This is a genomic window from Streptomyces finlayi, assembly GCF_014216315.1.
Classification (GTDB): Bacteria; Actinomycetota; Actinomycetes; order Streptomycetales; family Streptomycetaceae; genus Streptomyces; species Streptomyces finlayi_A.
Map to the genome: position 1 here is coordinate 6,803,150 of NZ_CP045702.1, position 24,947 is coordinate 6,828,096.

Annotated in this window: 19 protein-coding genes; 10 read left to right on the forward strand and 9 right to left on the reverse strand. The window is 71.8% G+C overall.

Annotated elements, in window-relative coordinates:
• Positions 1–17: 17 nt before the first annotated feature.
• A complete protein-coding gene (locus tag F0344_RS31220; RefSeq protein WP_258050175.1) occupies positions 18–1,925 on the reverse strand; it encodes an AAA family ATPase in 1,908 nt (635 codons plus the stop codon).
• A gap of 357 nt (positions 1,926–2,282) precedes the next feature.
• Positions 2,283–2,924 carry a uridine kinase family protein gene (locus tag F0344_RS31225; RefSeq protein WP_185301957.1) on the reverse strand — a complete coding sequence of 214 codons (642 nt, stop codon included), beginning with the start codon at positions 2,922–2,924 and terminating at the stop codon, positions 2,283–2,285.
• Positions 2,925–3,098: 174 nt separating this feature from the next.
• Here F0344_RS31225 and F0344_RS31230 point away from each other — a divergent pair, with 174 nt between their 5' ends.
• The gene (locus tag F0344_RS31230; protein ID WP_185301958.1) at positions 3,099–4,460 is read left to right on the forward strand and encodes a peptidase C39 family protein; all 1,362 of its coding nucleotides are present in this window, start codon (positions 3,099–3,101) and stop codon (positions 4,458–4,460) included.
• Positions 4,461–4,816: 356 nt separating this feature from the next.
• On the forward strand, positions 4,817–6,010 hold the full coding sequence (locus tag F0344_RS31235) for an acyl-CoA dehydrogenase family protein (RefSeq protein WP_185301959.1): 1,194 nt from the start codon (positions 4,817–4,819) through the stop codon (positions 6,008–6,010).
• 459 nt (positions 6,011–6,469) lie between these two features.
• On the opposite strand, the gene F0344_RS31240 is transcribed toward F0344_RS31235, so the two are convergent.
• Entirely contained in the window at positions 6,470–6,868 is a 399-nt protein-coding gene (locus tag F0344_RS31240; RefSeq protein WP_185301960.1) for a hypothetical protein, read from the reverse strand.
• A 200-nt stretch (positions 6,869–7,068) separates the two neighbouring features.
• Here F0344_RS31240 and F0344_RS31245 point away from each other — a divergent pair, with 200 nt between their 5' ends.
• The 4 genes from F0344_RS31245 to fxsA all read left to right on the forward strand — a co-directional run bounded on the left by F0344_RS31245 (position 7,069) and on the right by fxsA (position 11,173).
• Positions 7,069–7,509 carry an Lrp/AsnC family transcriptional regulator gene (locus tag F0344_RS31245; protein WP_185301961.1) on the forward strand — a complete coding sequence of 147 codons (441 nt, stop codon included), beginning with the start codon at positions 7,069–7,071 and terminating at the stop codon, positions 7,507–7,509.
• A gap of 46 nt (positions 7,510–7,555) precedes the next feature.
• Positions 7,556–9,196 (forward strand): amidohydrolase, encoded by a 1,641-nt coding sequence (locus F0344_RS31250; protein ID WP_185301962.1) that lies wholly within the window; start codon positions 7,556–7,558, stop codon positions 9,194–9,196.
• A gap of 527 nt (positions 9,197–9,723) precedes the next feature.
• A complete protein-coding gene (locus tag F0344_RS31255; protein WP_185301963.1) occupies positions 9,724–10,491 on the forward strand; it encodes a polyprenol monophosphomannose synthase in 768 nt (255 codons plus the stop codon).
• 91 nt (positions 10,492–10,582) lie between these two features.
• The gene (gene fxsA, locus F0344_RS31260) at positions 10,583–11,173 is read left to right on the forward strand and encodes an FxsA family membrane protein (protein ID WP_185301964.1); all 591 of its coding nucleotides are present in this window, start codon (positions 10,583–10,585) and stop codon (positions 11,171–11,173) included.
• A gap of 113 nt (positions 11,174–11,286) precedes the next feature.
• On the opposite strand, the gene F0344_RS31265 is transcribed toward fxsA, so the two are convergent.
• From F0344_RS31265 to yczE, 4 genes are all read right to left on the reverse strand, one after another.
• Positions 11,287–11,661 (reverse strand): RNA polymerase-binding protein RbpA, encoded by a 375-nt coding sequence (locus tag F0344_RS31265; RefSeq protein ID WP_185301965.1) that lies wholly within the window; start codon positions 11,659–11,661, stop codon positions 11,287–11,289.
• A gap of 274 nt (positions 11,662–11,935) precedes the next feature.
• Positions 11,936–13,300, reverse strand: coding sequence for an MFS transporter (locus F0344_RS31270; RefSeq protein WP_185301966.1), 1,365 nt, complete (start codon positions 13,298–13,300; stop codon positions 11,936–11,938).
• A gap of 46 nt (positions 13,301–13,346) precedes the next feature.
• Complete coding sequence (locus F0344_RS31275; protein WP_185301967.1) at positions 13,347–14,111, reverse strand: glycerophosphodiester phosphodiesterase family protein; 765 nt, start codon at positions 14,109–14,111, stop codon at positions 13,347–13,349.
• On the reverse strand, positions 14,108–14,797 hold the full coding sequence (gene yczE, locus F0344_RS31280; protein WP_185301968.1) for a membrane protein YczE: 690 nt from the start codon (positions 14,795–14,797) through the stop codon (positions 14,108–14,110). The genes F0344_RS31275 and yczE overlap by 4 nt, the downstream gene beginning before the upstream one ends.
• Positions 14,798–14,899: 102 nt before the next feature.
• On the opposite strand from yczE, the gene F0344_RS31285 reads away from it, so the two are divergent.
• A complete protein-coding gene (locus F0344_RS31285) occupies positions 14,900–16,399 on the forward strand; it encodes an SCO1417 family MocR-like transcription factor (RefSeq protein WP_185301969.1) in 1,500 nt (499 codons plus the stop codon).
• 75 nt (positions 16,400–16,474) lie between these two features.
• Here the strand turns inward: F0344_RS31285 and F0344_RS31290 are convergent, their stop codons facing one another.
• Positions 16,475–18,094 (reverse strand): hypothetical protein, encoded by a 1,620-nt coding sequence (locus F0344_RS31290; RefSeq protein ID WP_185301970.1) that lies wholly within the window; start codon positions 18,092–18,094, stop codon positions 16,475–16,477.
• A 37-nt stretch (positions 18,095–18,131) separates the two neighbouring features.
• Positions 18,132–18,326 carry a hypothetical protein gene (locus F0344_RS31295; protein WP_185301971.1) on the reverse strand — a complete coding sequence of 65 codons (195 nt, stop codon included), beginning with the start codon at positions 18,324–18,326 and terminating at the stop codon, positions 18,132–18,134.
• Positions 18,327–18,640: 314 nt separating this feature from the next.
• Here F0344_RS31295 and F0344_RS31300 point away from each other — a divergent pair, with 314 nt between their 5' ends.
• The 3 genes from F0344_RS31300 (at position 18,641) to F0344_RS31310 (ending at position 24,943) form a co-directional block, all read left to right on the forward strand.
• Entirely contained in the window at positions 18,641–19,033 is a 393-nt protein-coding gene (locus tag F0344_RS31300) for an ankyrin repeat domain-containing protein (protein ID WP_185301972.1), read from the forward strand.
• A 276-nt stretch (positions 19,034–19,309) separates the two neighbouring features.
• Positions 19,310–20,728 (forward strand): HEAT repeat domain-containing protein, encoded by a 1,419-nt coding sequence (locus F0344_RS31305; RefSeq protein ID WP_185301973.1) that lies wholly within the window; start codon positions 19,310–19,312, stop codon positions 20,726–20,728.
• A gap of 591 nt (positions 20,729–21,319) precedes the next feature.
• On the forward strand, positions 21,320–24,943 hold the full coding sequence (locus F0344_RS31310; protein WP_185301974.1) for a hydantoinase B/oxoprolinase family protein: 3,624 nt from the start codon (positions 21,320–21,322) through the stop codon (positions 24,941–24,943).
• Positions 24,944–24,947 lie beyond the last annotated feature (4 nt).

The window sequence follows — 24,947 nt, forward strand, 5'->3', positions numbered from 1 at the left end:
CCCCGGCACGCGGCCGCTCACGCCGTTCCCGGCTCCTGCGGCCCCCGGTTCACAGGCCCCCGGCCGGACAGCACCTCGCCGTACGCCTGCATCAGATCCGGCAGCCGCAACGTGGCCAGATCGTCCCGGGTCGGCACCGCCGCGTACCCGGACAGCCGCAGGTCACGGTACGCGCAGGACTTCTCGTACAGCGTCCGCAGGAACCGCCCGTTGCCCAGCTCGTCGATCCATCCCTGGTCCACGACATGGGCGCTGATGCTCCGCAGCTCCTCCAGCGACTCCTCGTCCCACGCGTCCCCGTTCTCCGAGGCCAGCACCCCGCCGATCGCGGTGAGCTCCAGCGGACGGTAGCTGGGGAAGTCCACCCGGCTGGTGAAGCGCGAGGAGAGTCCTGGATTGGTGGAGAGCAGCCGGTCCATGCCCTCCGGGTAACCCGCGAGGATCACCACGAGATGGTCCCGGTTGTCCTCGGCCCGCTTGAGGAGGACCTGCAGGGCCTCGTCCCCGTACGCGTCACCCTTGCTGTATCCGGAGTTGGCGAGGCTGTACGCCTCGTCGACGAACAGCACTCCGCCGAGCGCCGAATCGATCAGCTCGTTGGCCTTGACCGCGGTCTGCCCGAGGAACTCGCCGACGAGGTCCGCCCGTTGAGCCTCCACCAGATGGTCGCCTCCGAGCAGACCCAGCGCGTAGAAGACCCGGCCCAGAATGCGCGCGACGGTCGTCTTGCCGGTGCCGGACGGGCCGGAGAAGACGAAGTGCCGCTTCGGCGGCTGGACGGGCAGCCCCTGCTCGGCGCGCAGACGCGCCATGTTCAGCTGGGCGGACAGGGCCTTGACCTGGCGTTTCACCGGTTCCAGGCCGACCATCCGTTCCAGCTCGGCCAGCGCCTCGGCGAGCAGCGCGGTGTCACTGGGACCCGCCGGGAAGACCGCGGGCCCCGACCGGGTTCCCACCGGCGACTTCGCCCGCACCCCGTCCACCGGCGGCGGCGCGACGATCGCGCCCAGGCTCTGAGGGTCGCCCCCGAGCCACGGTTCCCGGCCGTCCACCACATCCGTACTCAGTAACGCGTCGCCGTCGATCTGCGTCTCCGCGCCCAGGCCGTCCGAACCGAAGCCCGTCAGCGCCACCGACGCCAGATCGGCCGAGTCGTCGTACCCGTCGCCTTCGGAGATCGCCGCGAGCCGGGCGGACGTGTCCATGAACGCCGGATCGACCCGGTGCACCGCACGGTAGAGGGGCAGGGCCGCGGCACTGCGGCCCGTGCCCTCATGGGCCCGTGCCAGCCAGTAGCGCAGCTCCTTGCGCTGCGGCTGCTCGCTGCGGCAGCGCATCAGGGCGGCGGAGAGCAGCGGTTCGGCCTGCCCGTACATTTCCAGCCGCACCCGGGCCATACCTCCGAACAGTCCCGCCTCGATGCCGAGCAGAGGGTCCTCGACGAGCTGCTCGGTGTTGCGTACGAGCTGCTCCCAGTCCTTGACCAGATACGAGCGGCAGGCGTGCAGGAACCGCACCTGCGGGTCCGCGTCGACCGGCGGCAGCCCCGCGAGGGCCCGGTCCAGCTCGGGCACATGCCGGCCGTCCAGCCAGTGGGAGGCCTGCGCGAGCAGCAGATCACGCGGGCTCTCCAGCACGGGCTGCACCCACCAGCCCAGCCAGTACCAGGAGTTCAGGGCGCGCCGATGCCGCGCGCGCTGTTCACCGAAGCGATCGCGATGGCGGTACATGCGCAGCAGCGCCGTGGTCGTGTCGATCCGCAGGGCGTGGAGGCCGAGCCAGCCGTCCGCCATGCCGGGATCGAAACGTACCGCGGTTCTGAACTCCTCCTCGGCCTGCGGATACGCGCCCATGGTGTAGGCGTCGACGCCGCGCAGCCAGGCGAGGTCGGCGGGGGCGTGTGAGCCCTGCGTGCCGATGTCCATCAGGTCCCCCACAAACCGTGCCCCCAGGATGTCCCGCCCGCACAGCATGCCCACCTGGGCACGTCGAATCACTGTGCCGGGGACGGGAATTGACCGCACCGCTGTGCATCGTACCCGCGAAGACAGCAGGCGGCTAAGGGCGTCGCGACGGCCGACCGTGACCGTGTGTGAGCGAAGAGGTCTGTACCGGGCAACCGCGAGAAGGGCCGGGGGGCAGAACGAAGCCCCCGATCACGGGGGAACAACCGGGGGCTTCGCGTCTACGGGGCTCCGAAAAGCCGCACATTGAGAACGTAAGACCTGTACGGCCCCTCGGTCAAGCCGAGTTGAGGGACTTCCCGGCCGATTGCCCACTGCTCAGGGGGGCGGCGCCAAGCCTTCACTCTCGGTGACGAAAAGGTTCGCCCCTGTGGTGGGGCGTGGTCCCTTCAGCCACTCGTATCCCACGGGCAACTGCCGTATCAGGGCATCGGCGTAGGGCCGTGAGGGGTCCTCGGCGAAATGCCGTTCCTCGGCGGCTGTCCAGCCGTCCCAGAACTCGCCGAGCGCGGGGCCGTCGCGGCGCCGGCCGCGTTCCCAGGACGGGCCGCTCGCCAGCTCCATCCAGAGCAGCGCCGCAAGCACCGGGCGCACCTCCCGCCGCCCCGACCCGACACCCTCCATCAGCACCACGGGAGCGGGCTCCAGCGTCCGCGCGGGCCCGAAGCGCCGCCGCGTCCAGTCGTACGGCGTGCAGCGCGCAGGCTCGGCGCGCGAGAAGGGGACGAGCACCTGCTCGCGCAGCCGTTCCGTCCACGCGAAGAGCTCGTCGTGGGTCGCCAGGTCGTCGAGGTGCAGTACGGGCGCGTCTCCGAGCGCATCGGAGAGCCGGGCCGCGAACGTGCTCTTGCCCGAACCGGCGTGACCGTCGACCGCCACCAGCCGCACCGGGCCGCAGGACGGGGGCAGGGACCGCAGACGGCGGGCGAGCCCGGCGAGGCCGGGGGTGAGGTCGTTCATCAGCCCAGCCTACGAGCCCGGTCGGAGCAACCCCAGGTCACGCCAGTGGATCAGACCAATATTGGTGCGGCGGCGCGAGTCGAATCGCTGGCCGAACGGTGCCGCGACCCGCGATAGTTGCCCCACTGACCGGCACCCGCAGCCCCATTCCGCTCACGACCGGGGGTCTCGCCCATGACCAGACCGACTTCGCGCAGAACCGTGCTGACCGCCGCGCTCGCGGCAGCCGCGACCGGCGGCGCGGTGGCCGCCGCCGGGCCCGCGACGGCCGCGGCATCCCTCGCGGCCGCCCCCACCGGGACGGCTTCGCCGGTGGACAACCGCTTCTGGAACACGTACACCGACTGGCGCTGCGGCTCCGGAGCGGGCACCCGGGTCGTCGCGGGCCGCAGGCCCGGGCTGGAGATCTCCGCCCCCGCCGGGCGCGGCGACTACACCGACCCGCACACCGGCAGGACCAGTTCCTGGGAGTACGCCACGTGGACCTCGCCGGTCCACCGCTCCACCGTCCCCGCCACCGAAGTGATCGCCTCCTGGAACGCCCACACCCCGGCGGGCACATGGATCCAGGTCGAGCTGCGCGGCAGCTACTCCGACGGCACCGAAACCCCCTGGTACGTGATGGGCCGCTGGGCGGCCGGTGACGGGGACATCCGGCGCACCTCGGTCGACGACCAGGGCGACGGCAAGAGTTCGGTGTGGACCGACACCTTCTCCGTGGACGACGCGGCGAGCGGGCTCCGGCTCCTCTCGTACCGGCTGCGCCTCACCCTCCACCGCACCCCCGGGACCACTCGCACGCCCACGGTCCGGCGGGTCGGCGCGATGGCCTCCGACATCCCGGACCGTTTCACCGTCCCCGCCACCACGCCCGGCCTCGCCCGTGAGCTGCTGGTTCCGCGGTACTCGCAGAACGTCCACGTGGGGGAGTACCCCGAGTACGACAACGGGGGCGAGGCCTGGTGCAGTCCCACCTCCTCCCAGATGATCATCGAGTACTGGGGGCGCAGGCCCACCGCCGAGGACCTGGCCTGGGTGAGGCCGGGGATCGCCGACCCGCAGATTTGCCACGCGGCCCGGTACACGTTCGACTACCAGTACGAGGGCTGCGGCAACTGGCCCTTCAACGCCGCCTACGCCGCCACGTACAAGGACATGGGCGCCGTGGTCACCCGGCTCGGCTCCCTGACGGACCTGGAGAAGCTGATCGGTGCCGGCATCCCGGTGATCACGTCGCAGTCCTTCATCAAGGAGGAGCTGACCGGGGCGGGCTACGGCACCTCGGGCCACCTGATGACGGTGATCGGCTTCACCGCCGACGGAGACGTGATCGCGAACGACCCCGCCTCGCCCTCCAACGAGGCCGTACGCCGTGTCTACCGACGCCGCGAGTGGGAGAACATCTGGCTCCGTACGAAGCGCTACGACGCCACCGGCCGGGTCAGAGGAGGCACGGGAGGGGTCTGCTACGTCTACTTCCCCGCCACTGCGACGGCGGCGCAGAGCCGGGTCCTGAAGGGGCTCGGAATCCTCTGACGGCCCACAGGGGCGGGGCCGTCCGGACCCCCGCCCCACCGGAATCCAGGTCCCCGCCGCATCGGCCCGCCCAGCCGGTCCGCCGACCGTCCGGACCCCCGGACGGGCAGGAGCGGCCGGGCCGGAGGGCCGGGCCGTCTTCAGCGCCGCCCGCCCGCCACCCACCCCGTGACGGCTGCGCTCCTATCGGGCATACTCAAGCCGCCACAGCCGCTGGCCAGCGCCTCTTGTGATCCGAGAGGGCAGGATCGGTTGAGGAGCCATATGCCCGGGCCATGCCCGGGATCACCCGGCGGCGCCGCTCCTACCCCGTGCGTGCGACCGCCGCTACGCCTGACAGGGAGGAGAGCGCCGTCATGCCCGACCGTGCCCCGCAGCTGGTGGAACGAAGCCTGCCCACCGAGGAGTCCCGGCAGCTCGTCGCGCTCGTCCGCGACATCGTGTCCAGGGAGATCGCGCCCCGCGCGGCCGAGGAGGAGGAAGCGGGCCTGTTCCCGCGTGAGATCTTCACCCTGCTCTCCGAGTCCGGACTGCTCGGACTGCCCTACGACTCGGACCACGGCGGCGGCGACCAGCCGTACGAGGTCTATCTCCAGGTCCTGGAGGAGCTGGCGGCCGCCCGTCTCACCGTCGGTCTCGGCGTCAGCGTCCACTCGCTCGCCTGCCACGCACTCGCCGGATTCGGCACCAAGGAGCAGCAGGCCACGCACCTCCCGGCGATGCTCTCCGGCGGCCTGCTGGGCGCCTACTGCCTCTCCGAGCCGTCGTCGGGTTCCGACGCCGCCTCGCTGCGAACGAAGGCCGTACGCGACGGAGAGGGCGCCTCCGGCTCCGGCGGGGACTGGATCCTCACGGGCACGAAGGCGTGGATCACCCACGGCGGTGTCGCCGACTTCTACACGGTGCTGGCACGCACGGGCGTCGACGGTCCGCGCGGCATCACGGCCTTCCTCGTCCCGGGTGACGCCGAAGGGCTCAGCGCTGCCCTCCCCGAGAAGAAGATGGGGATGAAGGGCTCGCCCACCACCCAGCTGAACTTCGACGGAGTCAGGGTTTCCGACTCCCGTCGCATCGGCGAGGAGGGGCAGGGCTTCGCCATCGCCCTGTCCGCGCTCGACTCCGGGCGCCTCGGCATCGCCGCCTGCGCCATCGGTGTGGCCCAGGCCGCTCTCACGGAAGCGGTCGAATACGCCACCGGGCGACGCCAGTTCGGCCGTCCCATCGCCGACTTCCAGGGCCTGCGGTTCATGCTCGCGGACATGGCCACGCAGATCGAGGCCGGCCGGTCGCTCTACCTGGCGGCGGCCCGGCTGCGCGACGCCGGCCGGCCGTTCTCGCGGGAGGCGGCGATGGCGAAGCTGTTCTGCACGGACGCTGCCATGCGGGTGACCACGGACGCCGTCCAGGTGCTCGGCGGATACGGCTACACGCTCGACTTCCCCGTCGAACGCCTGATGCGCGAGGCCAAGGTGCTCCAGATCGTCGAGGGCACCAATCAGATCCAGCGCATGGTCATCGCCCGCCACCTCGCGGGTCCCGAGACGCGCTGACGCGACCGGAGCCGTCCGACCACACGGGTGTCGTCATGATGCGGTTCCACTCCGTGTCCTGACGGCCCGGCAAGGTCCGCCCCGTGCCTTCCCAATGGCGCAGCATGGCCCGGTAGATGGGTGGGTCGGCCGTGTGCGGCAGGCCCGACCGGCTACCGGTCGCCCGGGTCGTGGGCTGAGGCTCGAAGGGCCGTGGCGGCTGCTGTCCGGGCCACTGGGCCTGCGGGCCGCCGCTCGGAACCGATTCCTCGGAGGCCGGAGCGACGAGGCGGCGTCGGCCTGGGCCGGCCGTGGAGTGCAGCATGGTCATGCAGGGCCAACGGCTGAGGCCGGGGCGGGGTCACTGCCGGACCCGCTCGCGCGCCAGTTCGCCAGGTGGGCGCCGTCCCTGCCCGGCCGGTGGGCGCTGTCGGCACCACGCGGGCCCGCCCGTACGTGGTGCGCTGCGACAGAGGTACGTCAGGCGGCGTGACGCCGCATCCGGGCAATCCGCAGCGGGCGCGAACCCTCCCCGCCTGCGTGCGAGAACGGCTGCATCCGCCAGTCGAGGCCCTGAGGAAGCGTCAGCAGCAGGGCCGTCTCCTGCTCCTGGGCGTCGAGGGACTCGTCGGCGGGGCGGGCCTCGGCCGCGGCCCGGCCCGTACCCGCGCAGACCGTGAGACCGAACGGGTTCCACGGACTCGGGCACAGCGCGTGCTCCGGCAGGACGTCCTCGTCCGCCAGCAGCGCGATCGGCTGCGCGCAGTCCGGGCAGATCACCCGGTACATCTCGAATGTGTCGTACGCGTCGAGTGCGGCGTCCTCGTCCGGATCAACAGGTTCCGGTTCGGTAGGTCCGGTGAGCTTCAGGCTCTGCATGGAAATTCCCCCTCGGGTGGGCCGGCAAGGCGCCGTGGCCTCGGCCACAGCAAGCACTTCCCGTCGCGCGAGGCCCGTAACCGCGAGGCCGTGCGCTACCCATCCGTAAGCCTGTGGCATTCGTCACATGCCCCTCGCAGGTGCCCTTCCGGGCCCCTCACGACTGTGCCGGAAGGGACCTGGGGCATAGGTTGATCCGCATGGAGGAGCTGGACCGTCAGATTGTGGAGTTGCTCGTCAAGGACGGCCGGATGAGCTACACCGACCTGGGCAAGGCCACGGGCCTGTCCACCTCGGCCGTTCATCAGCGTGTCCGCCGGCTGGAGCAGCGCGGGGTGATCCGGGGCTATGCCGCGGTCGTCGACCCCGAGGCCGTCGGCCTGCCCCTCACCGCGTTCATCTCGGTGAAGCCGTTCGACCCCAGCGCCCCCGACGACATCTCGGAGCGGCTCGCCGAGGTGCGCGAGCTGGAGGCCTGCCACAGCGTGGCGGGCGACGAGAACTACATCCTCAAGGTGCGCGTGGGGACCCCCCTCGAACTGGAGCACCTGCTCACCCGCATCCGCACCCTCGCGGGTGTGTCGACGCGTACCACGGTCGTCCTCTCCACCCCGTACGAGGCGCGGCCGCCCCACATCTGAGGGGGCCGCGGGCCGGGGCGTTCCGGGGAGGCGGGAGACTGTTCCCATGACCGAGAGCACCGCCCCCCAGAGCGACCACCGCACCGTGCTGCTGCGCGGTGGAGACGTCCACAGTCCAGCCGACCCGTTCGCCACCGCGATGGTCGTAGAACGCGGGCACGTCGCCTGGGTGGGCTCGGAAGGGGCGGCCGACGCCTTCGCCGGCGGCGTCGACGAGGTGATCGACCTCGAGGGGGCCCTCGTCACCCCGGCCTTCACCGACGCCCACGTCCACACGACCTCCACCGGCCTCGCCCTCACCGGACTCGACCTCTCCGGCGCCCGCAGCCTCCCCGGCGCCCTCGGTCTCGTTCGCGCGTACGTGAGCGGCCGCCCGGGGGACCGGGTCCTGCTCGGCCACGGCTGGGATGCCACGCGCTGGCCCGAGCAGCGCCCGCCCACGCGTGCCGAGCTCGACGCCGCGGCCGGTGGCAGGCCCGTCTATCTGCCGCGTATCGACGTCCACTCCGCGGTCGTCACGACCGCCCTCCTGGACCTCGTCCCAGGTGTCACCGGGCTCGCCGGTTACCACCCTGACGCCCCCCTCACCGGCCCCGCCCACCACGCCGTGCGCTCCGCCGCCCACGGCGCCCTGTCGCCGCGTCAGCGGGCCGAGGCACAGCGCGCCGCCCTGCGGCACGCCGCCTCGCTCGGCATCGGAACGGTCCACGAGTGCGCGGGACCCGACATCTCCGACGAGGACGACTTCACGAGCCTGCTCGCACTCGCCGCCGAACAGCCGGGCCCCAGGGTGCACGGCTACTGGGCCGAGCGCATCAGCGACGAGAAGGGCGCGCGCCGCATCCGTGAGCTCGGGGCGATCGGGGCGGCCGGTGACCTCTTCGTCGACGGCTCCCTCGGCTCCCACACCGCATGCCTTCATGAGCCGTACGCGGACGCCCCGCACACCGGCACCGCCCATCTGGACACCGCGGAGATCGCCGCCCATGTCACCGCCTGCACCGAGGCAGGACTCCAGGCAGGCTTCCACGCCATCGGCGACGCGGCCGTCTCCGCCGTCGTGGCGGGCGTCCGGGCCGCGTCCGAGAGGCTCGGACTCGGCCGCGTCCGCGCCGCCAGGCACCGGGTCGAGCACGCCGAGATGCTCACCCCCGAGACCATCGCCGCCTTCGCCGAGCTGGGCCTCACCGCCTCCGTCCAGCCCGCCTTCGACGCGGCCTGGGGCGGCGACGAGGGCATGTACGCCCAGCGCCTCGGTGCCGAGCGGGCCAGGACCCTGAACCCGTACGCGGCTCTCCTGCGCACCGGTGTGCCGCTGGCCTTCGGCTCGGACAGCCCGGTGACCCCCCTCGACCCGTGGGGCACCGTGCGGGCCGCCGCGTTCCATCGGACGCCCGAGCACCGCATCTCCGTACGGGCGGGATTCACCGCCCACACCCGTGGCGGCTGGCGGGCCGTCGGCCGCGACGACGGCGGCGTTCTCGTGCCCGGCGCCCCGGCCGACTACGCGGTCTGGCGTACGGCCGAACTGGTCGTCCAGGCCCCCGACGACCGGGTCGCCCGCTGGTCGACCGACCCCCGGTCCGGTACCCCTGGCCTGCCGGATCTCACTCCGGGCACCGAACTCCCGGTCTGTCTGCGCACCGTGGTGTTCGGACAAAGTGTCTACGTACGGCCGAACGAGTGACGTGCGGACATTTCGTACCGCCGGCCGAGGGTGCGGCCACTCTGCCGCGACCTGCGGATCTTCGTCACTGACCAGGCAGTTTAGGTAAAAACCGCAGGTCAAAGGGCTATTGACAGAACGCGCCCACCGGCCGGTAGGTTCGGCCGAGTCCACCACAGGACGTCCGACCGGTTAAACGTCCACGCAGTCGTCGAACGCCGCTGGGTCATGAGGTGGTGTGCCGCACCGGCGCACCACCACTGACAGCCAGGTTCAGCGCCCGCGCCTCGGGGGCGAGGGAAGGTTTCAGCCGGACGGAGGGTGCGACCCGGGTGGGGCCCGGACGTTCAGTAGACAACGGCTTTCGGGCGACCCGCAGCCAGCAGGTCCCAGGCCGGCCCGAAGGACGCCGGGCCCCGATCCGCAGTTCTGTCCGTAGTTCCGTGCATCTGTCCGCCCGAAGGGGCGACGCCCCGCGACCGCGTCGGAGCCCGGCGCCGGGACGCTGGATATGGTGGACACCTGCGTACGGACTTTAAGGGGCAGTTGTGAACGACGGCGGTCAGCGGCAGTACGGCCCGCTCGGCAGAGTCCTGGTCATCATCCCGACCTACAACGAGGCCGAGAACATCGAGCCGATCGTTGGCCGGGTGCGTGCCGCCGTTCCCGATGCCGACATCCTGGTCGCCGACGACAACAGCCCCGACGGCACCGGCAAGGTCGCCGACGAGCTGGCGGCGGGCGACGGCAACGTCCACGTCCTGCACCGCAAGGGCAAGGAGGGGCTCGGTGCCGCGTACCTGGCGGGCTTCCGCTGGGGGACCGAGCACGGCTACGGCGTCCTGGTCGAGATGGACGCCGACGGCTCGCACCAGCCCGAGGAACTGCCCCGGCTGCTCACCGCGCTGAAGGGCGCCGACCTGGTTCTCGGTTCGCGCTGGGTGCCGGGCGGGCGGGTCGTGAACTGGCCCAAGCACCGCGAGGTCATCTCCCGCGGCGGCAGCCTCTACTCGCGGATGCTGCTGGGCCTGTCCGTGCGGGACGTCACCGGCGGCTACCGCGCCTTCCGCACGGAGACCCTGGCCGGCCTCGGTCTCGACGAGGTCGCCTCGCAGGGCTACTGCTTCCAGGTCGATCTGGCCCGGCGCTCCGTCGAGGCGGGCTATCACGTCGTCGAGGTCCCCATCACCTTCATGGAGCGCGAGATCGGCGACTCGAAGATGAGTCGCGACATCCTCGTCGAGGCGCTGTGGCGGGTCACCGGCTGGGGTCTCACGAGCCGGGCCAACAAGGTCCTGGGCCGCAAGGCCCCTTGACCGCCCCCGACCGCCGCCCGGGACATCACCCGTCGGGCGTCATGATCACCCCCTTACGGCGTTTACACGTCCGTACGGGCACACTGGGGGCATGACGACGGCCACACCGCCCCCCGAACGTCCCAAGCGCTCACGCGCCCGCAGGCTGCTGCCCCTGGCCCTCGCCGCCTGGGTGGTGCTGGAGATCTGGCTGCTGACGGTGGTCGCGGAAGCGGCGAGCGGCTTCGTCGTGCTGCTGCTCCTGGTGGCCGGGGCCGTGCTCGGGGCCGTGGTGATGAAGAGCGCGGGCCGACGGGCCTTCCGCAACCTCACCGAGACGCTCCAGCAGATGCCCGGACAGCCCGGCGCCCAGGCCGTGCCGCCCGGCCCGGCCCCGGGCCGCAAGGGCAACGGCTTCCTGATGCTGGGCGGTCTGCTCCTGATGATCCCGGGGCTGATCTCCGACGTGGCGGGCCTGCTCCTGCTGGTGCCGCCGGTCCGGTCCGCTCTCGGGCGGTACACGGAGCGGTCTCTCGAGCGCCGGATGCGGGCCGCTTCTCCCGGCAGTCTCTCGGACGCCTTCCAGCAGGCCCGGATGCACCGCCCCGACGGCAAGGTCGTGCAGGGCGAGGTCGTTCGCGAGGACGGCACCGAGGCCCCTCCTCGCGCCGGCGAGGGACCCAGGCCGCCCCTGACTCCCTGAGGTCCTCCGGCGCTCCTCGAGGTTCCTCCGACCGCGAACAGAAAAGCCGCGGGCCCGGACACACGTTCTGTGTCCGGGCCCGCGGCTTTTGTATCTGTGCGGCTGTACGCGGGTCAGGCAGACTTCCTGCTGTCCCGCGGGTGCACGGCAATGTTCATGGCTCCGGAGCGCAGAACCGCCAGCCTCTCGGCCAGCACCTCCTCAAGCTCCTCGCGGGTGCGCCGCTCCATGAGCATGTCCCAGTGCGTGCGCGCAGGCTTGCCCTTCTTCTCTTCGGGGCCATCCCCGTCAACCAGGAGTGCCATGACGCCGCACGCCTTGCACTCCCACTCCGGCGGAATGTCCGCCTCTACCGAGAACGGCATCTCAAATCGATGTCCGTTCTGGCATGCGTACTCCACCGCCTGGCGCGGGGCCAGATCGATGCCGCGGTCCGTCTCGTAGCTGGTAACCACGAGTCGCGTGCCGCGGAGAGCTCGCTCACTCATGAATCGTGCCTCCCGGGCTTGTCGCCCACAGGACAGATGTCGCTGTCGTCGTCATCCGGTCAACGTCCGGTCGGCGGTAAAGATTCCCGTTGCCGGTCTGCGTCGCCCGTCGTGCCGCTGCTTGTACTGGGTTTCCAGGGTTTTACGTACCCACCAATGCCCGGTTTGTCACATCCGGCAGAAGTTGTCACCCAACGGTTTGGCTTCTTCCGCTCGCAGTAACGGTCCTCCGGGCAGGCCAAAGGCGTACACTACCGGCCTTTCACTTCAACGTCTAAATCCGGGCCGGAACGGGGTTGCCCGCCGCCGCCACCGCGGCCCGCACCGGCACCCGCGCCAGCAGCACCGTACCGAGCGCGAAGAAGATCACCAACGAGAGCAGCGCCTCCCGGTAACTGCTGGTCAGCTGGTACGCGAGGCCGAACACGAGGGGCCCCAGCCAGCTCAGCCCGCGGTCGCTCATCTCGTACGCGGAGAAGTACTCGGCCTCTTTGCCGCGCGGCACCAGGTGGGAGAAGAGCGAGCGCGACAGGGCCTGGCTGCCGCCGAGAACCAGGCCGATGGCGGCCGCCAGGGAGTAGAAGAAGGCCGGTTCACCCGCCGGAAGCACATACGCGGCCAGAAGAATCAGCGTCCAGACGACCAGGGACGCCAGGATCGTGCGCTTCGCGCCGTACACCCGGGCCAGCCGCCCCATCCCCAGCGCGCCCGCCACCGCCAGCACCTGCACCAGCAGTACGACCGTGATCAGCGTCGTCTGGTCCAGGCCCAGCTCCTCGGAGCCGTACAGCGACGCCTGTGAGATCACCGTCTGGATCCCGTCGTTGTAGACGAGGTAGGCCAGCAGGAACGACAGCGTCAGCGGATGACGGCGCATATCGCGAAGGGTCGCCAGCAACTGCTTCCAGCCCGAGCCGACCGCGCCCGGCCCGCCGGGGCGCACCTTCCGGTCGCGCAGCCGCCGCAGGGGCACGAGGGTGAAGGCGCCCCACCAGACGCCCGCGGAGGCGAGGCAGACCCGTACCGCCTCGGACTCGGAGAGACCGAACGAGTCGTGCCCCGTGTAGAGGACGAGATTGAGCACCAGGACGAGCGCGCCCGAGGTGTATCCGAAGGCCCAGCCCCGGGAGGAGACCGCGTCCCGTTCGTCGGGCTCCGCGATCTGCGGGAGGTAGGCGTTGTACAGCACCATCGACACGGAGATCGAGGCGTTGGCCACTATCAGGAGGAACGCGCCGAGCAGATAGCGGTCGCCGTCCAGGAAGAACATGCCGGTCGTGGCCAGCGCACCCGTGTACGCGGCGACGGCCAGCAGGGGCTTCTTGCGCCCCGTGCGGTCCGCCGCGGCCCCCGCCACCGGCATGAGCAGGACGGCCACGACCACGGACATCGAAACGGTGTACGCGAACAGCGATCCGGCGCGCACGGGTATGCCCAGCGGGTGAACGAACCCCTCGGCGTCGGCGGCGGCCTTGGCGACCGACGTCAGATACGGGCCGAGGAACACCGTGAGGACGCTCGTCGAATAGACGGAGCAGGCGAAGTCGTAGAAGTACCAGCCGCGTTGCTCACGGCGGCGCTCATCGGCCCCGGTGGGCCGCTCCGCCGGATCGGCCGTTCCTGCGGTACCGGTGCTCACACCGCGCCCCCTCGCTGATCCCCGTGCGGACACGGACGGACCGGCGTCAGGCCCAGGCCCCCCGCTCGCTCAGCACCGTGCGCAGCGTCTCGATGTGATCGGTCATGATGCCATCCACTCCGAGGTCCAGGAGCGCCGCCATCCGTTCCGCGTCGTTGACCGTCCACACGTGCACCTGGAGCCCCCTTGCGTGCGCGGCCCGGAGGAAACCCCGGTCCACCACCCGGATGCCGTTCTGGCTCTCCGGGACCTGCGCGCACACGGCGCCGGCCCGGAGTGCCGCCGGAATCCCGTACGAACGCAGCCGCAGTCCCAGGACGCCGCGCACGCCGTACGAGGTCGCCAGGCGCGGGCCCGCCAGCCGGTGGGCCCGGGCCACCCGGGACTCCGAGAACGAGCCGACGCACACCCGGTCCCAGGCGCCGGTTCTGCGGATCAGTCCGACGAGCGGCGTGAGGGCCGGCTCCGCCTTGATGTCGACGTTCCACCGCGCGTCCGGGAACTCCTCCAGCAGTTCTTCGAAGAGCGGCAGGGGCTCGCGTCCCGCTACGCGCGCCCGGCTCACCTCGCTCCACGGCAGCGCGGAGATGCGTCCCACGGCATCCGTCACCCGGTCGAGCGTGGTGTCGTGGAAGGCCACCAGCCGGCCGTCGGACGTCGTGTGCACATCGGTCTCGAAGTAGCGGTATCCGGCGCCCGCGGCCCGCCGGAAGGCCGCCGCGGTGTTCTCCATGCCGTCCGCCGCTCCGCCGCGGTGGGCGAACGGAATCGTCGAGGGATGGTCCAGGTAGGGATGGCGTCCATGAGTCATCGCGGCAGTATCGCCTGCCCGGGTGACAGCCCGGCGGCCCCGGCGGGGACCGCGGCGGGCTCCGGGGTGACGACGGTGGGCCCCGGGACGGCGAACACACGCAGGAAGAACTGGGCGAGCGGGCCGATCGCCAGGGCGTACAGGACCGTGCCGGCGCCCAGCGAGCCGCCGAGCAGGAATCCGGTCACCACGACGGCCACCTCGATCGACGTACGGACCAGCCGGATGGAGCGCCCGGTGGCCCGGTTGAGGCCGGTCATCAGCCCGTCGCGCGGGCCGGGTCCGAACCGCGCCGAGATGTACAGCCCCGTCGCCGCACCGTTGAGCAGGATTCCGACGGCCGCCGCCGGGATCTGCGCGCCGAGCCCGTGGATCGCCGGTACGACGGCGAGTGTGCCGTCCATGGCGAGACCGACGACGAAGACGTTGGAGACGGTGCCGAGACCGGGGCGCTGCCTGAGCGGTATCCACAGCAGCAGCACGATCGCGCCGACGATGATCGAGACGACGCCGATCGAGATGCCGGTCAGCTCGGTGAGGCCCTGGTGCAGGACACCCCAGGGTTCCAGGCCCAGCTCGGCGCGGACCAGCAGGGCCGAACTGGCCCCGTACAGAGCCAGGCCCCCGTACAGCTGGATCAGCCGCCGGGTGAGATGAGTCCGGCTCCCGCCGGTGGAATCGGACAAGTGGTGCCCCCTGGTGTGGTGAGAGTGGACTGCCGCGTGTCACTCTGTGGCGGGGGATTGGCTGCCAACTATGGCCAATCCGTGGAAGGTGGACTGATTTCCATGGCGCAGTGGACTTCAACGGTCGGTGCGGCTCAGCTCGCACGGCAGCTGCATGCACAGCAGGACAGGCCGGCCGGTCCCGGCAGCCGTAAGCCGCCTGCCTACCGTGCGCTCGCCGACGGGGTACGGCTGCTCGTCCTCGAAGGCCGGGTCCCGGTCGCCGCGCGGCTGCCCGCCGAACGGGAACTGGCGCTCGCGCTCTCCGTCAGCCGTACGACCGTCGCCGCCGCCTACGAGGCGCTGCGGGCCGAAGGCTTCCTGGAGTCACGCCGGGGCGCGGGCAGCTGGACCGCCGTCCCCGCGGGCAACCCGCTGCCCGCGCGCGGCCTCGAACCCCTGCCCCCGGAGTCTCTCGGCTCGATGATCGACCTGGGCTGCGCCTCGCTGCCCGCCCCCGAACCCTGGCTGACCCGGGCGGTGCAGGGCGCGCTGGAAGAACTGCCGCCCTACGCGCACACGCACGGCGACTACCCGGCAGGGCTGCCCGCCCTGCGTCAGATGATCGCCGCCCGCTACACCGAACGCGGCATCGCGACGATGCCCGAACAGATCATGGTCACCACCGGTGCGATGGGTGCCATCGACGCGATCTGCCACCTCTTCGCCGGTCGGGGCGAGCGGATCGCGGTCGAGTCGCCCTCGTACGCCAACATCCTCCAGCTGATGCGGGAGGCGGGTGCCCGGCTGGTGCCGGTGGCGATGGAGGAAGGGCTCGGCGGCTGGGACATGAACCGCTGGCGCCAGGTTCTGCGCGACGCCGCGCCCCGCCTCGCCTACGTGGTCGCCGACTTCCACAATCCGACCGGGGCGCTCGCCGACGAGCAGCAGCGGCGCGATCTCGTGGACGCCGCCCGCTCCGCGGGTACGGTCCTCGTCGTCGACGAGACCATGAACGAGCTCTACCTCGACGCTGACGTCGAGATGCCCCGCCGGGTCTGCGCCTTCGACCCGGCGGGCAGTACCGTTCTGACCGTCGGCTCGGCGAGCAAGGCTTTCTGGGCCGGGATGCGGATCGGCTGGGTGCGCGCGGCCCCGGACGTGATTCGCAGTCTGGTGGCGGCCCGCGCCTACGCGGACATGGGTACGCCGGTGCTTGAGCAGCTCGCCATCAACTGGCTTATGCGGACGGGCGGCTGGGAGGAGGCCGTGGAGATCAGGCGCGGGCAGGCCCGGGAGAACAGGGACGACCTGGTACGGGCCCTGCGCAGGGAACTGCCGGACTGGGAGTTCGAGGTCCCGCGCGGCGGGCTCACCCTCTGGGTCCGCACGGGAGGACTCTCCGGCTCGCGGCTGGCCGTGGCGGGGGAGCGGGTGGGCGTGCGCGTGCCGTCCGGGCCGCGCTTCGGGGTCGACGGGGCCTTCGAGGGCTATGTCCGGCTGCCGTTCACCGTGGGCGGTCCGGTGGCGGACGAGGCGGCCCTGCGGCTCGCCGCGGCTGCGGAGCTCGTCGGCTCGGGCGCGAGCGCGGGGGCCGAGGCGCCCAGGACGTTCGTGGCCTGAGGAACGGTGAACGGCCGGTGGGCGGGTACGGACAGACAGTCCGTACCCGCCCACCGGCCGTTCGTCCTGACCGCGTCACCGTTCGGCGATCGCCGGAGCTCCGACCAGCGGGTCCCGGGACACCGGCTCCACGACGGGTGCCTCGACGGCCACGGGGACGGGCGCGGTCACGGGCGCCTCGCCGGCCGCCGGCGGCCGTTCGGGCAGCAGGTCGAGCACGGCCTGCCGATGGGCTTCGCTGGTGGCGTCGTCGTACGGGTCGGGCGTGGCGGGCACCTGGAGCCGCAGGACCGGTCCCGTACCCAGACGCGCATAGCCCCGGCCCGGCGGGACGTCCGGGGTCGGCGTCGTGTGCGGCTCCACGCCGAGTACGGCCTCGATCTGTTCACGTGACGCCGGACCGAGCACCGCCCTCGCCCGGGTGTGGGTCCGTACGGTCTCGGTCAGCGATTCGGCGCTGTCGAACTGGTCCGCCATGACGACGGTGACCCCGGCCGCTCTCCCGTGCCGGAGGGGGACCTGGAGAAGTTCCTGCGGGTCGGGCCTGCCGTCGGCCGCGGCCAGATGACCGAGGACGCTCGGCCGGTCCAGCAGGATCCACAACGGCCGCTTGGTGTCCTCGGGGACAGGGTGCCCGGCCTGGCGGGCCCGGTTCGCGGCGATCAGCCGTCGCTCCGTCTCGTGGGCCGCCCATTCCAGGGTCGCGAGGGCCCCGGCGAGCCCGCACTCCACGGCGAGCACTCCGGTGCGCCCGGTCAGGAAGCCGTACTCGCCGGTGCCGCTGCCTTCGACGACGATGATGTCGCCGTTCTGGAGCGCCTGGAGCGCGATGGAGCGCATCAGGGTGGTGGTGCCGCTGCCGGGCTGTCCGACGACGAGAAGATGGGGTTCGGTGGAACGGGCCCCGGTGCGCCAGACGACCGGGGGTGCGTCGCGGGTGGTGTCGCCGTCCAGCACGGGCACGGTGCGCTGTACGGAGTCGGCGTCGGTGAAGCCGAGCACGGTCTCGCCGGGCGCGGTCACGAAGCGCTGCGCGGCGATCGAGACGGGCAGGGCGTCGAGCACCGTCATGACGAGGTGGTTGCTCTCCTCGTCCCAGGTGAAGTGGTACTCGCGGCCGCGGCCGGACTTGGCCTGGAGCAGCTGTTCGATCCGGGAGCGGGAGGCCGGTTCGCTGTCGGTGAAGTACGCGGGGTAGTTCACCTGGAGGCTGGTGAGGCGCCCGTCGGCGTCGAAGGTGTGACCGTCGAAGCCCTTCTCCCAGTCGCCGCCGTGGGAGAACAGCGGACTGGGATCGTCGGCCGTCGAGAAGTAGGGCACGAGCGCCTCGTACAGGGCCTGGAGCCGTCCGGCCTCCGTCTCGTCGGGGCCGGTCCGCACGGGCGTGCGGTCCCGCCCCTTCCATGCGGCAGCGCTCATCACCGTGATCACGGCCAGCAGAGGCCCGTACGGGATGAGCGCCACCACGAGCACGCAGGCCGCAGCGAGGAAGAGCGTGGGACCACGCCGGTCCTTAGGCGTTGCGGCCCACTTCCGCCGTCCTGCTGCGGCCAGCAGCCGCAGACCACGAAGGATCGTGATCAGCGGATGGAGGACGTCGGTGGCACTGTCGGCGGCCGTGCGCGCGATCTCTCGGCTTCGAGTGATCGATGCGCTGCCGCTGCTCAGAATGCGGGGGAGTGGTCGCCGGGCCACGTCGGTCTCCTGAAGGGGTGGGAACGGTTGCCGAGCGTCAGAACTTGATCCCGCCGAGCAGGCCGGCGAGGCTCGCCCCGCCCGCCGTGATGCTCGGTGCGATGGCGGTGCCGGCCAGATAGAAGCCGAACAGGGCGCAGATCATGGCGTGCGATGCCTTGAGGCCGTCCTTCTTGAAGAACAGAAAGACGATGATGCCGAGCAGTACGACGCCCGAGATGGAAAGGATCATGAGTCGTTCTCCTGGTTGAGGGGACAGTCACCATGAGTCCTTCCAGGATTACGGGAAGTATCTATACGATAAAAGGTGCAATTGGGTGAAAAGCTGACATTTTCACTTGACTGGTGGACAAGGGATGGCTGCCCGCGCGGAACAAGTCGACGTTCCGCGACCGGAACGGGCCGTTCAGGGTGATCTCTTGCCTTGAGGGGGCCGGGTCATGTCGGCGCGGGAGCAGTACCCTGTCGATTCACTCGTACGGCCCCGCGCCGTACTCCCCAGCAGGTCAACGGCAGCGACAACGGTTATGGAAGGCGGTCCGTCCGATGAGCGAAACCCCCGGTCCCGAGGTGGTCGAGCTGGCGGCCGAGGTCTTCGGCCTGGCCCGCCGCGGTGAGGCCGACGCGCTCGCCGCGTACGTCGACGCGGGCGTCCCCGCCAACCTCACCAACGACCGCGGCGACTCCCTGCTGATGCTCGCGGCCTACCACGGGCACGCCGAGGCGGTCACGGCCCTCGCCGGCCGGGGTGCCGACCCCGACCGGGCCAACGACCGGGGGCAGACCCCGCTCGCCGGTGCCGTCTTCAAGGGCGAGAAAGCCGTGATCGAGGCACTGCTCGCCGCAGGGGCTGATCCGGCTTCGGGCACGCCGTCCGCGCTCGACACGGCGCGCATGTTCGGCAAGGCCGACCTGCTGGAACTCTTCGGGGCCCGCTGACATGAGTGCGCAGGTGCCTGCCGGGGCGCTCGCCGGTGCCCGCTCCGACCGTTGCGCCGTAAATGTGGTCGCGGTGGCGAAATGGCTGGGTCATCATGACGGCGCGGGTCCGCTCAGGACCACCGACGAGAGGCAGAGGAAGATGGTCTACACCAGGCAGAAGACGGCGGACGGCCGATCATGTTGCTGCGTGGCCTAGGGCCGGCCCCGGTGCCTGCCGGCACCTGGATCTGCACAGTCCCGGTTGCGTCGACAGCTTGATGTGAGGCTTTTTCCATGTTTGATCCGTTCATAGCGCCGAGTGGCACGCTGCTCGGCCTGCTGCAGAGGGGCCGCGGCGACGGCACGCTCCACGCACTCGCCGCTCCGCGCCCCGAGGCCCTGGCGGCTCTCAACCACTGTGTCCTGAGTGATCCCCGCCACGACTGGCAGGTCGAGAACCGCTCCCTCTACTACGCACGCCTGTACCTCGACCTCGACGGCGGTATCGAAGAGATCGAACGGCATCTCTGCGACCCCGAGGACCACCTCGACACCGACGACTCCCGCACCGGCCTCGCCCTCGCGGTCCTGGGGCACCTCGCCTCGTACGGACGCGAGGACGCACTCGCCCTGCTCCGGCGGTACGCGGCCACCGGCTCCAACTGGGCCTGGGCGCTCGACGAGCTCGCCCTGCGCGACGACGACACCGGACTGCGCTCCCTCGCCCTCCCCGTGCTCGGCCGCTTCCCCGCCACCCCCGAGGGAACCGCCGAACTCGCCGCGGCCGTCCGCGACGCCTTCGAACCGCGCCCCTGGCGGCTGTGGGCCGACGACCCCCGTGACGAGGTCGGGGCCCGGGTCAGGGCTGCCTCGGAACAGGGCTCGTTCGACCGCTGGCAGCGCCAGATGCGACCCGGCGGCCCGCGCCCCGGCTGGAGCGTGCAGGCGGTGTTCGACTGGGCCCAGCAGGGCCTGGAGCGGGGCAGTGTCCTCCACGTACCGGCAGCACGCTGCCTCTCCGCCGTCGCCGGTCCCGACGACCGGCCCCTGATCATCGAGGCCGCCCGCAGCGGCCCCGAAGCCGCCCGCTGCGCCTCGCTCCACCACCTCGTCGAGGCCGGGGACCCCGCCGTTCTCGACCTGATCGAGGCGGCCGCGGCCGACCCCTCGCACACCGTCTCCGAAGCCGCCGTCGGCGCCTTCGAGCGGATGTGCGGAGAAGCGGCCGTGGACCGAGCCCGCCGCTGGGCCCACCGGACCGACGCGCTCGGAGCTTCGGCCGCCGGCGTGCTCGCCTGTCGGGGCGGATCGCAGGACGCCCCACTCGTCCTCGGCGCCCTGCGGGAGGCTGTACGCGGCGAGGGACCCGACACCCCGCGCCTCTGGACGCTCGTCGACGGCGCCGGCCGGCTGGGTATCGCCTGCGCCGCGCCCGTGCTGCGCCACGTCTACCGCGAGACGTCCTCCTCCCATCTGCGCGGACGGGCCGCCCGCGCCCTCGCCGCCACCGACCCCTCCTTCCCCACCGGCTTCGCCGTCGAATGCCTGTGGGACTGCGAGGAGACGACCCGCGAGGTCGCCGCCCTGCACGCCGAGACCGGTGACATCAGAGTCGCCGAACGGCTGCGCCGCCTGGCCGCGGACCCGGCCGAGGAGGCCGAGGTGCAGACCGCCGTACGTAGCAGGATCGGACCCGACGCGCCCGCCGTCTGACGGACGCGCGCACGAGGACGGCGGGCGAGCCGGGCGGGGGGTGCGGCGCACACGCGCCGAGGGGATCCATCGGGGCCGCAGCGCCCGGCAGACCGCACGGCACATCGCCGCCCGCTCACCCTTCGCTCGTCATGGCCCAGGCCGCGCCGGGAGCGACGGCCTCCCCCGGCGGCGCGGCAGGGCCGGGCGCCCGCGTCGCCGTGCCCCGCCGTCCGCGGGCAGCCCTGCCGCTGCCGGGCTGCCCACAGGCTCGGGCGGCCCTCCCCTCCCCGGACGCGGCCCCCACCGTCCAGCGCGCCGGACTCGCCCACCCGGCAGGACCGTTCGTGCCCCGAGCGCGGGGCGTGGCCGTCCCCGGCCGGGCTCCCGGCTGTGGCGGAGCTCCCGGCCGTGGCGGACCCCGCCCGGGTCGAGGGCCGCAGGCTCTGGGTGTGGAACCGTGCCGTCCCGCTGAGCGGGGACCGCTTCGCGTCCCGGCGGCACTCGAGCCGCCCGCCGCCCGCTGCCGCCCACCGCCTCCCGGCCCCGCCCGCCCGGAAAACCTGCCGCTCCGCCCGCCCCCTCGGCCGTACCCCGGGCCAGAATGGGGGGATGACCGGACGCTGGGAGTTCTGGATCGACCGGGGCGGCACCTTCACCGATGTGGTGGGCCGGGACCCCGAAGGCCGCCTTGTCAGCCACAAGCTTCTCTCGCACGACCCCGGCCACTACCGGGACGCCGCCGTCGCCGGGATCAGACGGCTGCTCGGACTCGCGCCGGACGAACCCGTACCGGCCGACCGGGTCGCCGTCGTGAAGATGGGCACCACCGTCGCGACCAACGCACTCCTGGAACGGACCGGCGAGCCGACCGTACTCGTCATCACGGAAGGCTTCCGGGACGCGCTGAGGATCGCGTACCAGAACCGGCCCCGCCTCTTCGACCGGCACATCCTGCTCCCGGAGGCCGTGTACGAGCGGGTGATCGAGGTGCCGGAACGGATCGACGCACGCGGCACGACCGTGAAGCCGCTGGACCTGCCGGCGGTGACCGAGCGGCTGAGGGCAGCGAAGGACGACGGAATCACCAGCGCGGCCGTCGTGCTCATGCACGGCTACCGGTACCCCGGTCACGAAGCAGCCGTCGCCGCCGCGGCCCGCGGGCTGGGCTTCACCCAGATCAGCTGCTCCCACGAGGTCAGCCCACTGATCAAGCTCGTGCCACGGGGCGACACGACCGTCGTCGACGCCTACCTCTCCCCGATCCTGCGCCGGTACGTCGACGAGGTCGCCGGTGAACTCCGGGGCATCCGTCTGATGTTCATGCAGTCCAACGGCGGACTGCGGGAAGCCGCCCACTTCCGCGGCAAGGACGCCGTGCTCTCCGGCCCGGCAGGCGGTGTCGTCGGCATGGCCCGCACCTCCGAACAGGCCGGGCACGAGCGCGTCATCGGCTTCGACATGGGCGGCACGTCCACCGACGTGGCGCACTACGCGGGTGCGTTCGAGCGCGAACTCGGCACCCAGGTGGCCGGAGTACGGATGCGCGCGCCCATGATGAGCGTGCACACCGTGGCAGCGGGCGGCGGCTCCGTCCTGCACTTCGACGGGCGGCGCTACCGGGTGGGGCCTGACTCCGCGGGCGCCGACCCCGGGCCCGCCTGCTACCGCCGCGGCGGCCCCCTCACCGTCACGGACGCCAACGTGATGCTGGGCAGGGTCCAGCCCGCGCACTTCCCCGCGGTCTTCGGCCCCCGGGGCGACGAGCCCCTGGACACCGTGACCGTGCGCGAACGCTTCGATGCACTGGCCCGGGAGGTGTCCCGGGCCACCGGGAGCCGGCGGACGGCGGCTCAGGTCGCGGCAGGCTTCCTGGAGATCGCCGTGCTCAACATGGCCAACGCCGTCAAGAAGATCTCCGTGCAGCGGGGGCACGACATCACGCGTTACGCGCTGGCCGCGTTCGGAGGGGCGGGCGGCCAGCACGCGTGCGCGGTCGCCGACGTCCTGGGAGTCGACACCGTCCTCGTGCCCCCGTTCGCCGGGGTCCTCTCCGCGTACGGCATCGGTCTCGCCGACGTCACCGCGATGCGCGAGCAGTCCGTGGAAGCGGAACTCGACGAGCGGGTCCACGCCCGCCTGGAGACCCTCTGCGCGGAGCTGGCCGGCCGCACCGCTGCCGACCTCCACGCCGACGGCGTACCGGAGCCAGCCGTCACCACCGAGGCCCGTGTGCTCCTGCGCTACGCCGGGACGGACGCGAGTCTCCCCGTCGGCCTCGGCACGGTGTCCGCGATGACGGAAGAGTTCCTCGCCACGCACCGGGCACGCTACGGCTTCACGATGGACAGACCGCTGGTCGCCGAAGCGGTCTCGGTGGAGGCGACCGGGGCTTCCGGGACCCGGCCCGCCGCGCACCCGGCGGTACCTGGCCACGGGGCCGAACCGCACGACACCGTGCGGATGTTCAGCGAGGGCCGATGGCAGGACGCCCGCCTCCACCGGCGTACGGAACTGGGTGCGACGGACACCGTCACCGGACCCGCGATCATCGCGGAGAGCCACGCCACCACCGTCGTCGACCCCGGCTGGCAGGCGACGCCCGGCCCCACGGGGCACCTGGTGCTGACCCGGGTCCGTCCGCGCCCCGGCCGGACGGCCGTGGGGACCGGTGCGGACCCGGTCATGCTGGAGGTGTTCAACAGCCTCTTCATGTCGATCGCCGAGCAGATGGGCGTCCGCCTGGAGAACACCGCCCACTCCGTCAACATCAAGGAGCGGCTGGACTTCTCCTGTGCCCTGTTCGACGCCGACGGCAACCTCATCGCCAACGCCCCGCACATCCCGGTGCACCTCGGCTCGATGGGGGAGTCCATCAAGGAAGTGCTGCGGCGCAACCGCGGCACCATGCGCCCCGGTGATGTGTACGCGATCAACGATCCGTACCACGGAGGCACCCACCTGCCAGACGTGACGGTGGTGACCCCCGTGTTCGACGAACCTGCCGGGAAACACGGGAGCAGGCCGCGCTTCCTCGTGGCCTCACGCGGCCACCACGCAGAGATCGGCGGCATCACCCCCGGTTCCATGCCCCCCTTCAGCCGCACGGTCCACGAGGAAGGTGTCCTCTTCGACAACTGGCTGCTCGTGCGGGACGGGAGACTGCGTGAGGCCGAGACGAGGGAATTGCTGACGGCCGCCGCGTACCCCTCGCGCGACCCCGACACCAACCTGGCCGACCTCCGCGCCCAGATCGCCGCCAACGAAAAGGGGATCGCCGAACTCCGCCGTATGTCCGAACAGTTCGGACCGGCCGTCGTCGAGGCGTACATGCGGCACGTGCAGGACAACGCGGAGGAGTCCGTCCGCCGCATCGTCGCCGGTCTGCACGACGGCTCCTGCCGCTACGAGACCGACAACGGCGCGGTGATCGAAGTGAGGCTGACCGTGGACCGGGCCGCCCGCAGCGCCGTACTGGACTTCACCGGCACCTCACCGCAGCAGCCCGGGAACTTCAACGCACCGAAGTCGGTGGTCATGGCCGCCGTCCTCTACGTCTTCCGGACACTCGTCGCCGAGGACATCCCCCTCAACAGCGGCTGCCTCCAGCCCCTGGACGTCCGGGTGCCCGAAGGATCGATGCTCGCCCCCGCCTACCCGGCGGCTACCGTCGCGGGCAACGTGGAGACCTCCCAGGCGGTCACCGGCGCCCTCTACGCGGCGCTCGGCGTCCAGGCCGAGGGCTCCGGGACCATGAACAACGTCACCTTCGGCAACGAAGGCGTCCAGTACTACGAGACGGTCGCCAGTGGTTCCGGAGCGGGCGACGGCTTCCACGGCACCGACGCCGTACAGACCCATATGACCAACTCCCGGCTCACCGACCCCGAAGTGCTGGAGTGGCGCTACCCGGTGCTCCTGGAAAGCTTCGAGGTGCGGGCGGACAGTGCGGGGGCGGGCCGATGGCACGGGGGGCAGGGGGTGGAACGCCGCATCCGTTTCCTCGAACCGGTGACCGTGGCACTGCTGTCGGGCCACCGCCGCGTGCCCCCGTACGGGATGGCGGGCGGTGAGCCGGGCGCGCTGGGCAGCCAGCACGTCGAGCACGCCGACGGCAGGACGGTCACGTCCCTGGAGGGCTGCGACACCGCTGACCTGGGGGCCGGTGACGTACTGGTGCTGCGCACCCCGGGCGGCGGCGGATACGGGCCTCCCGAGGGGCCGGCGGACCGTTGACCGG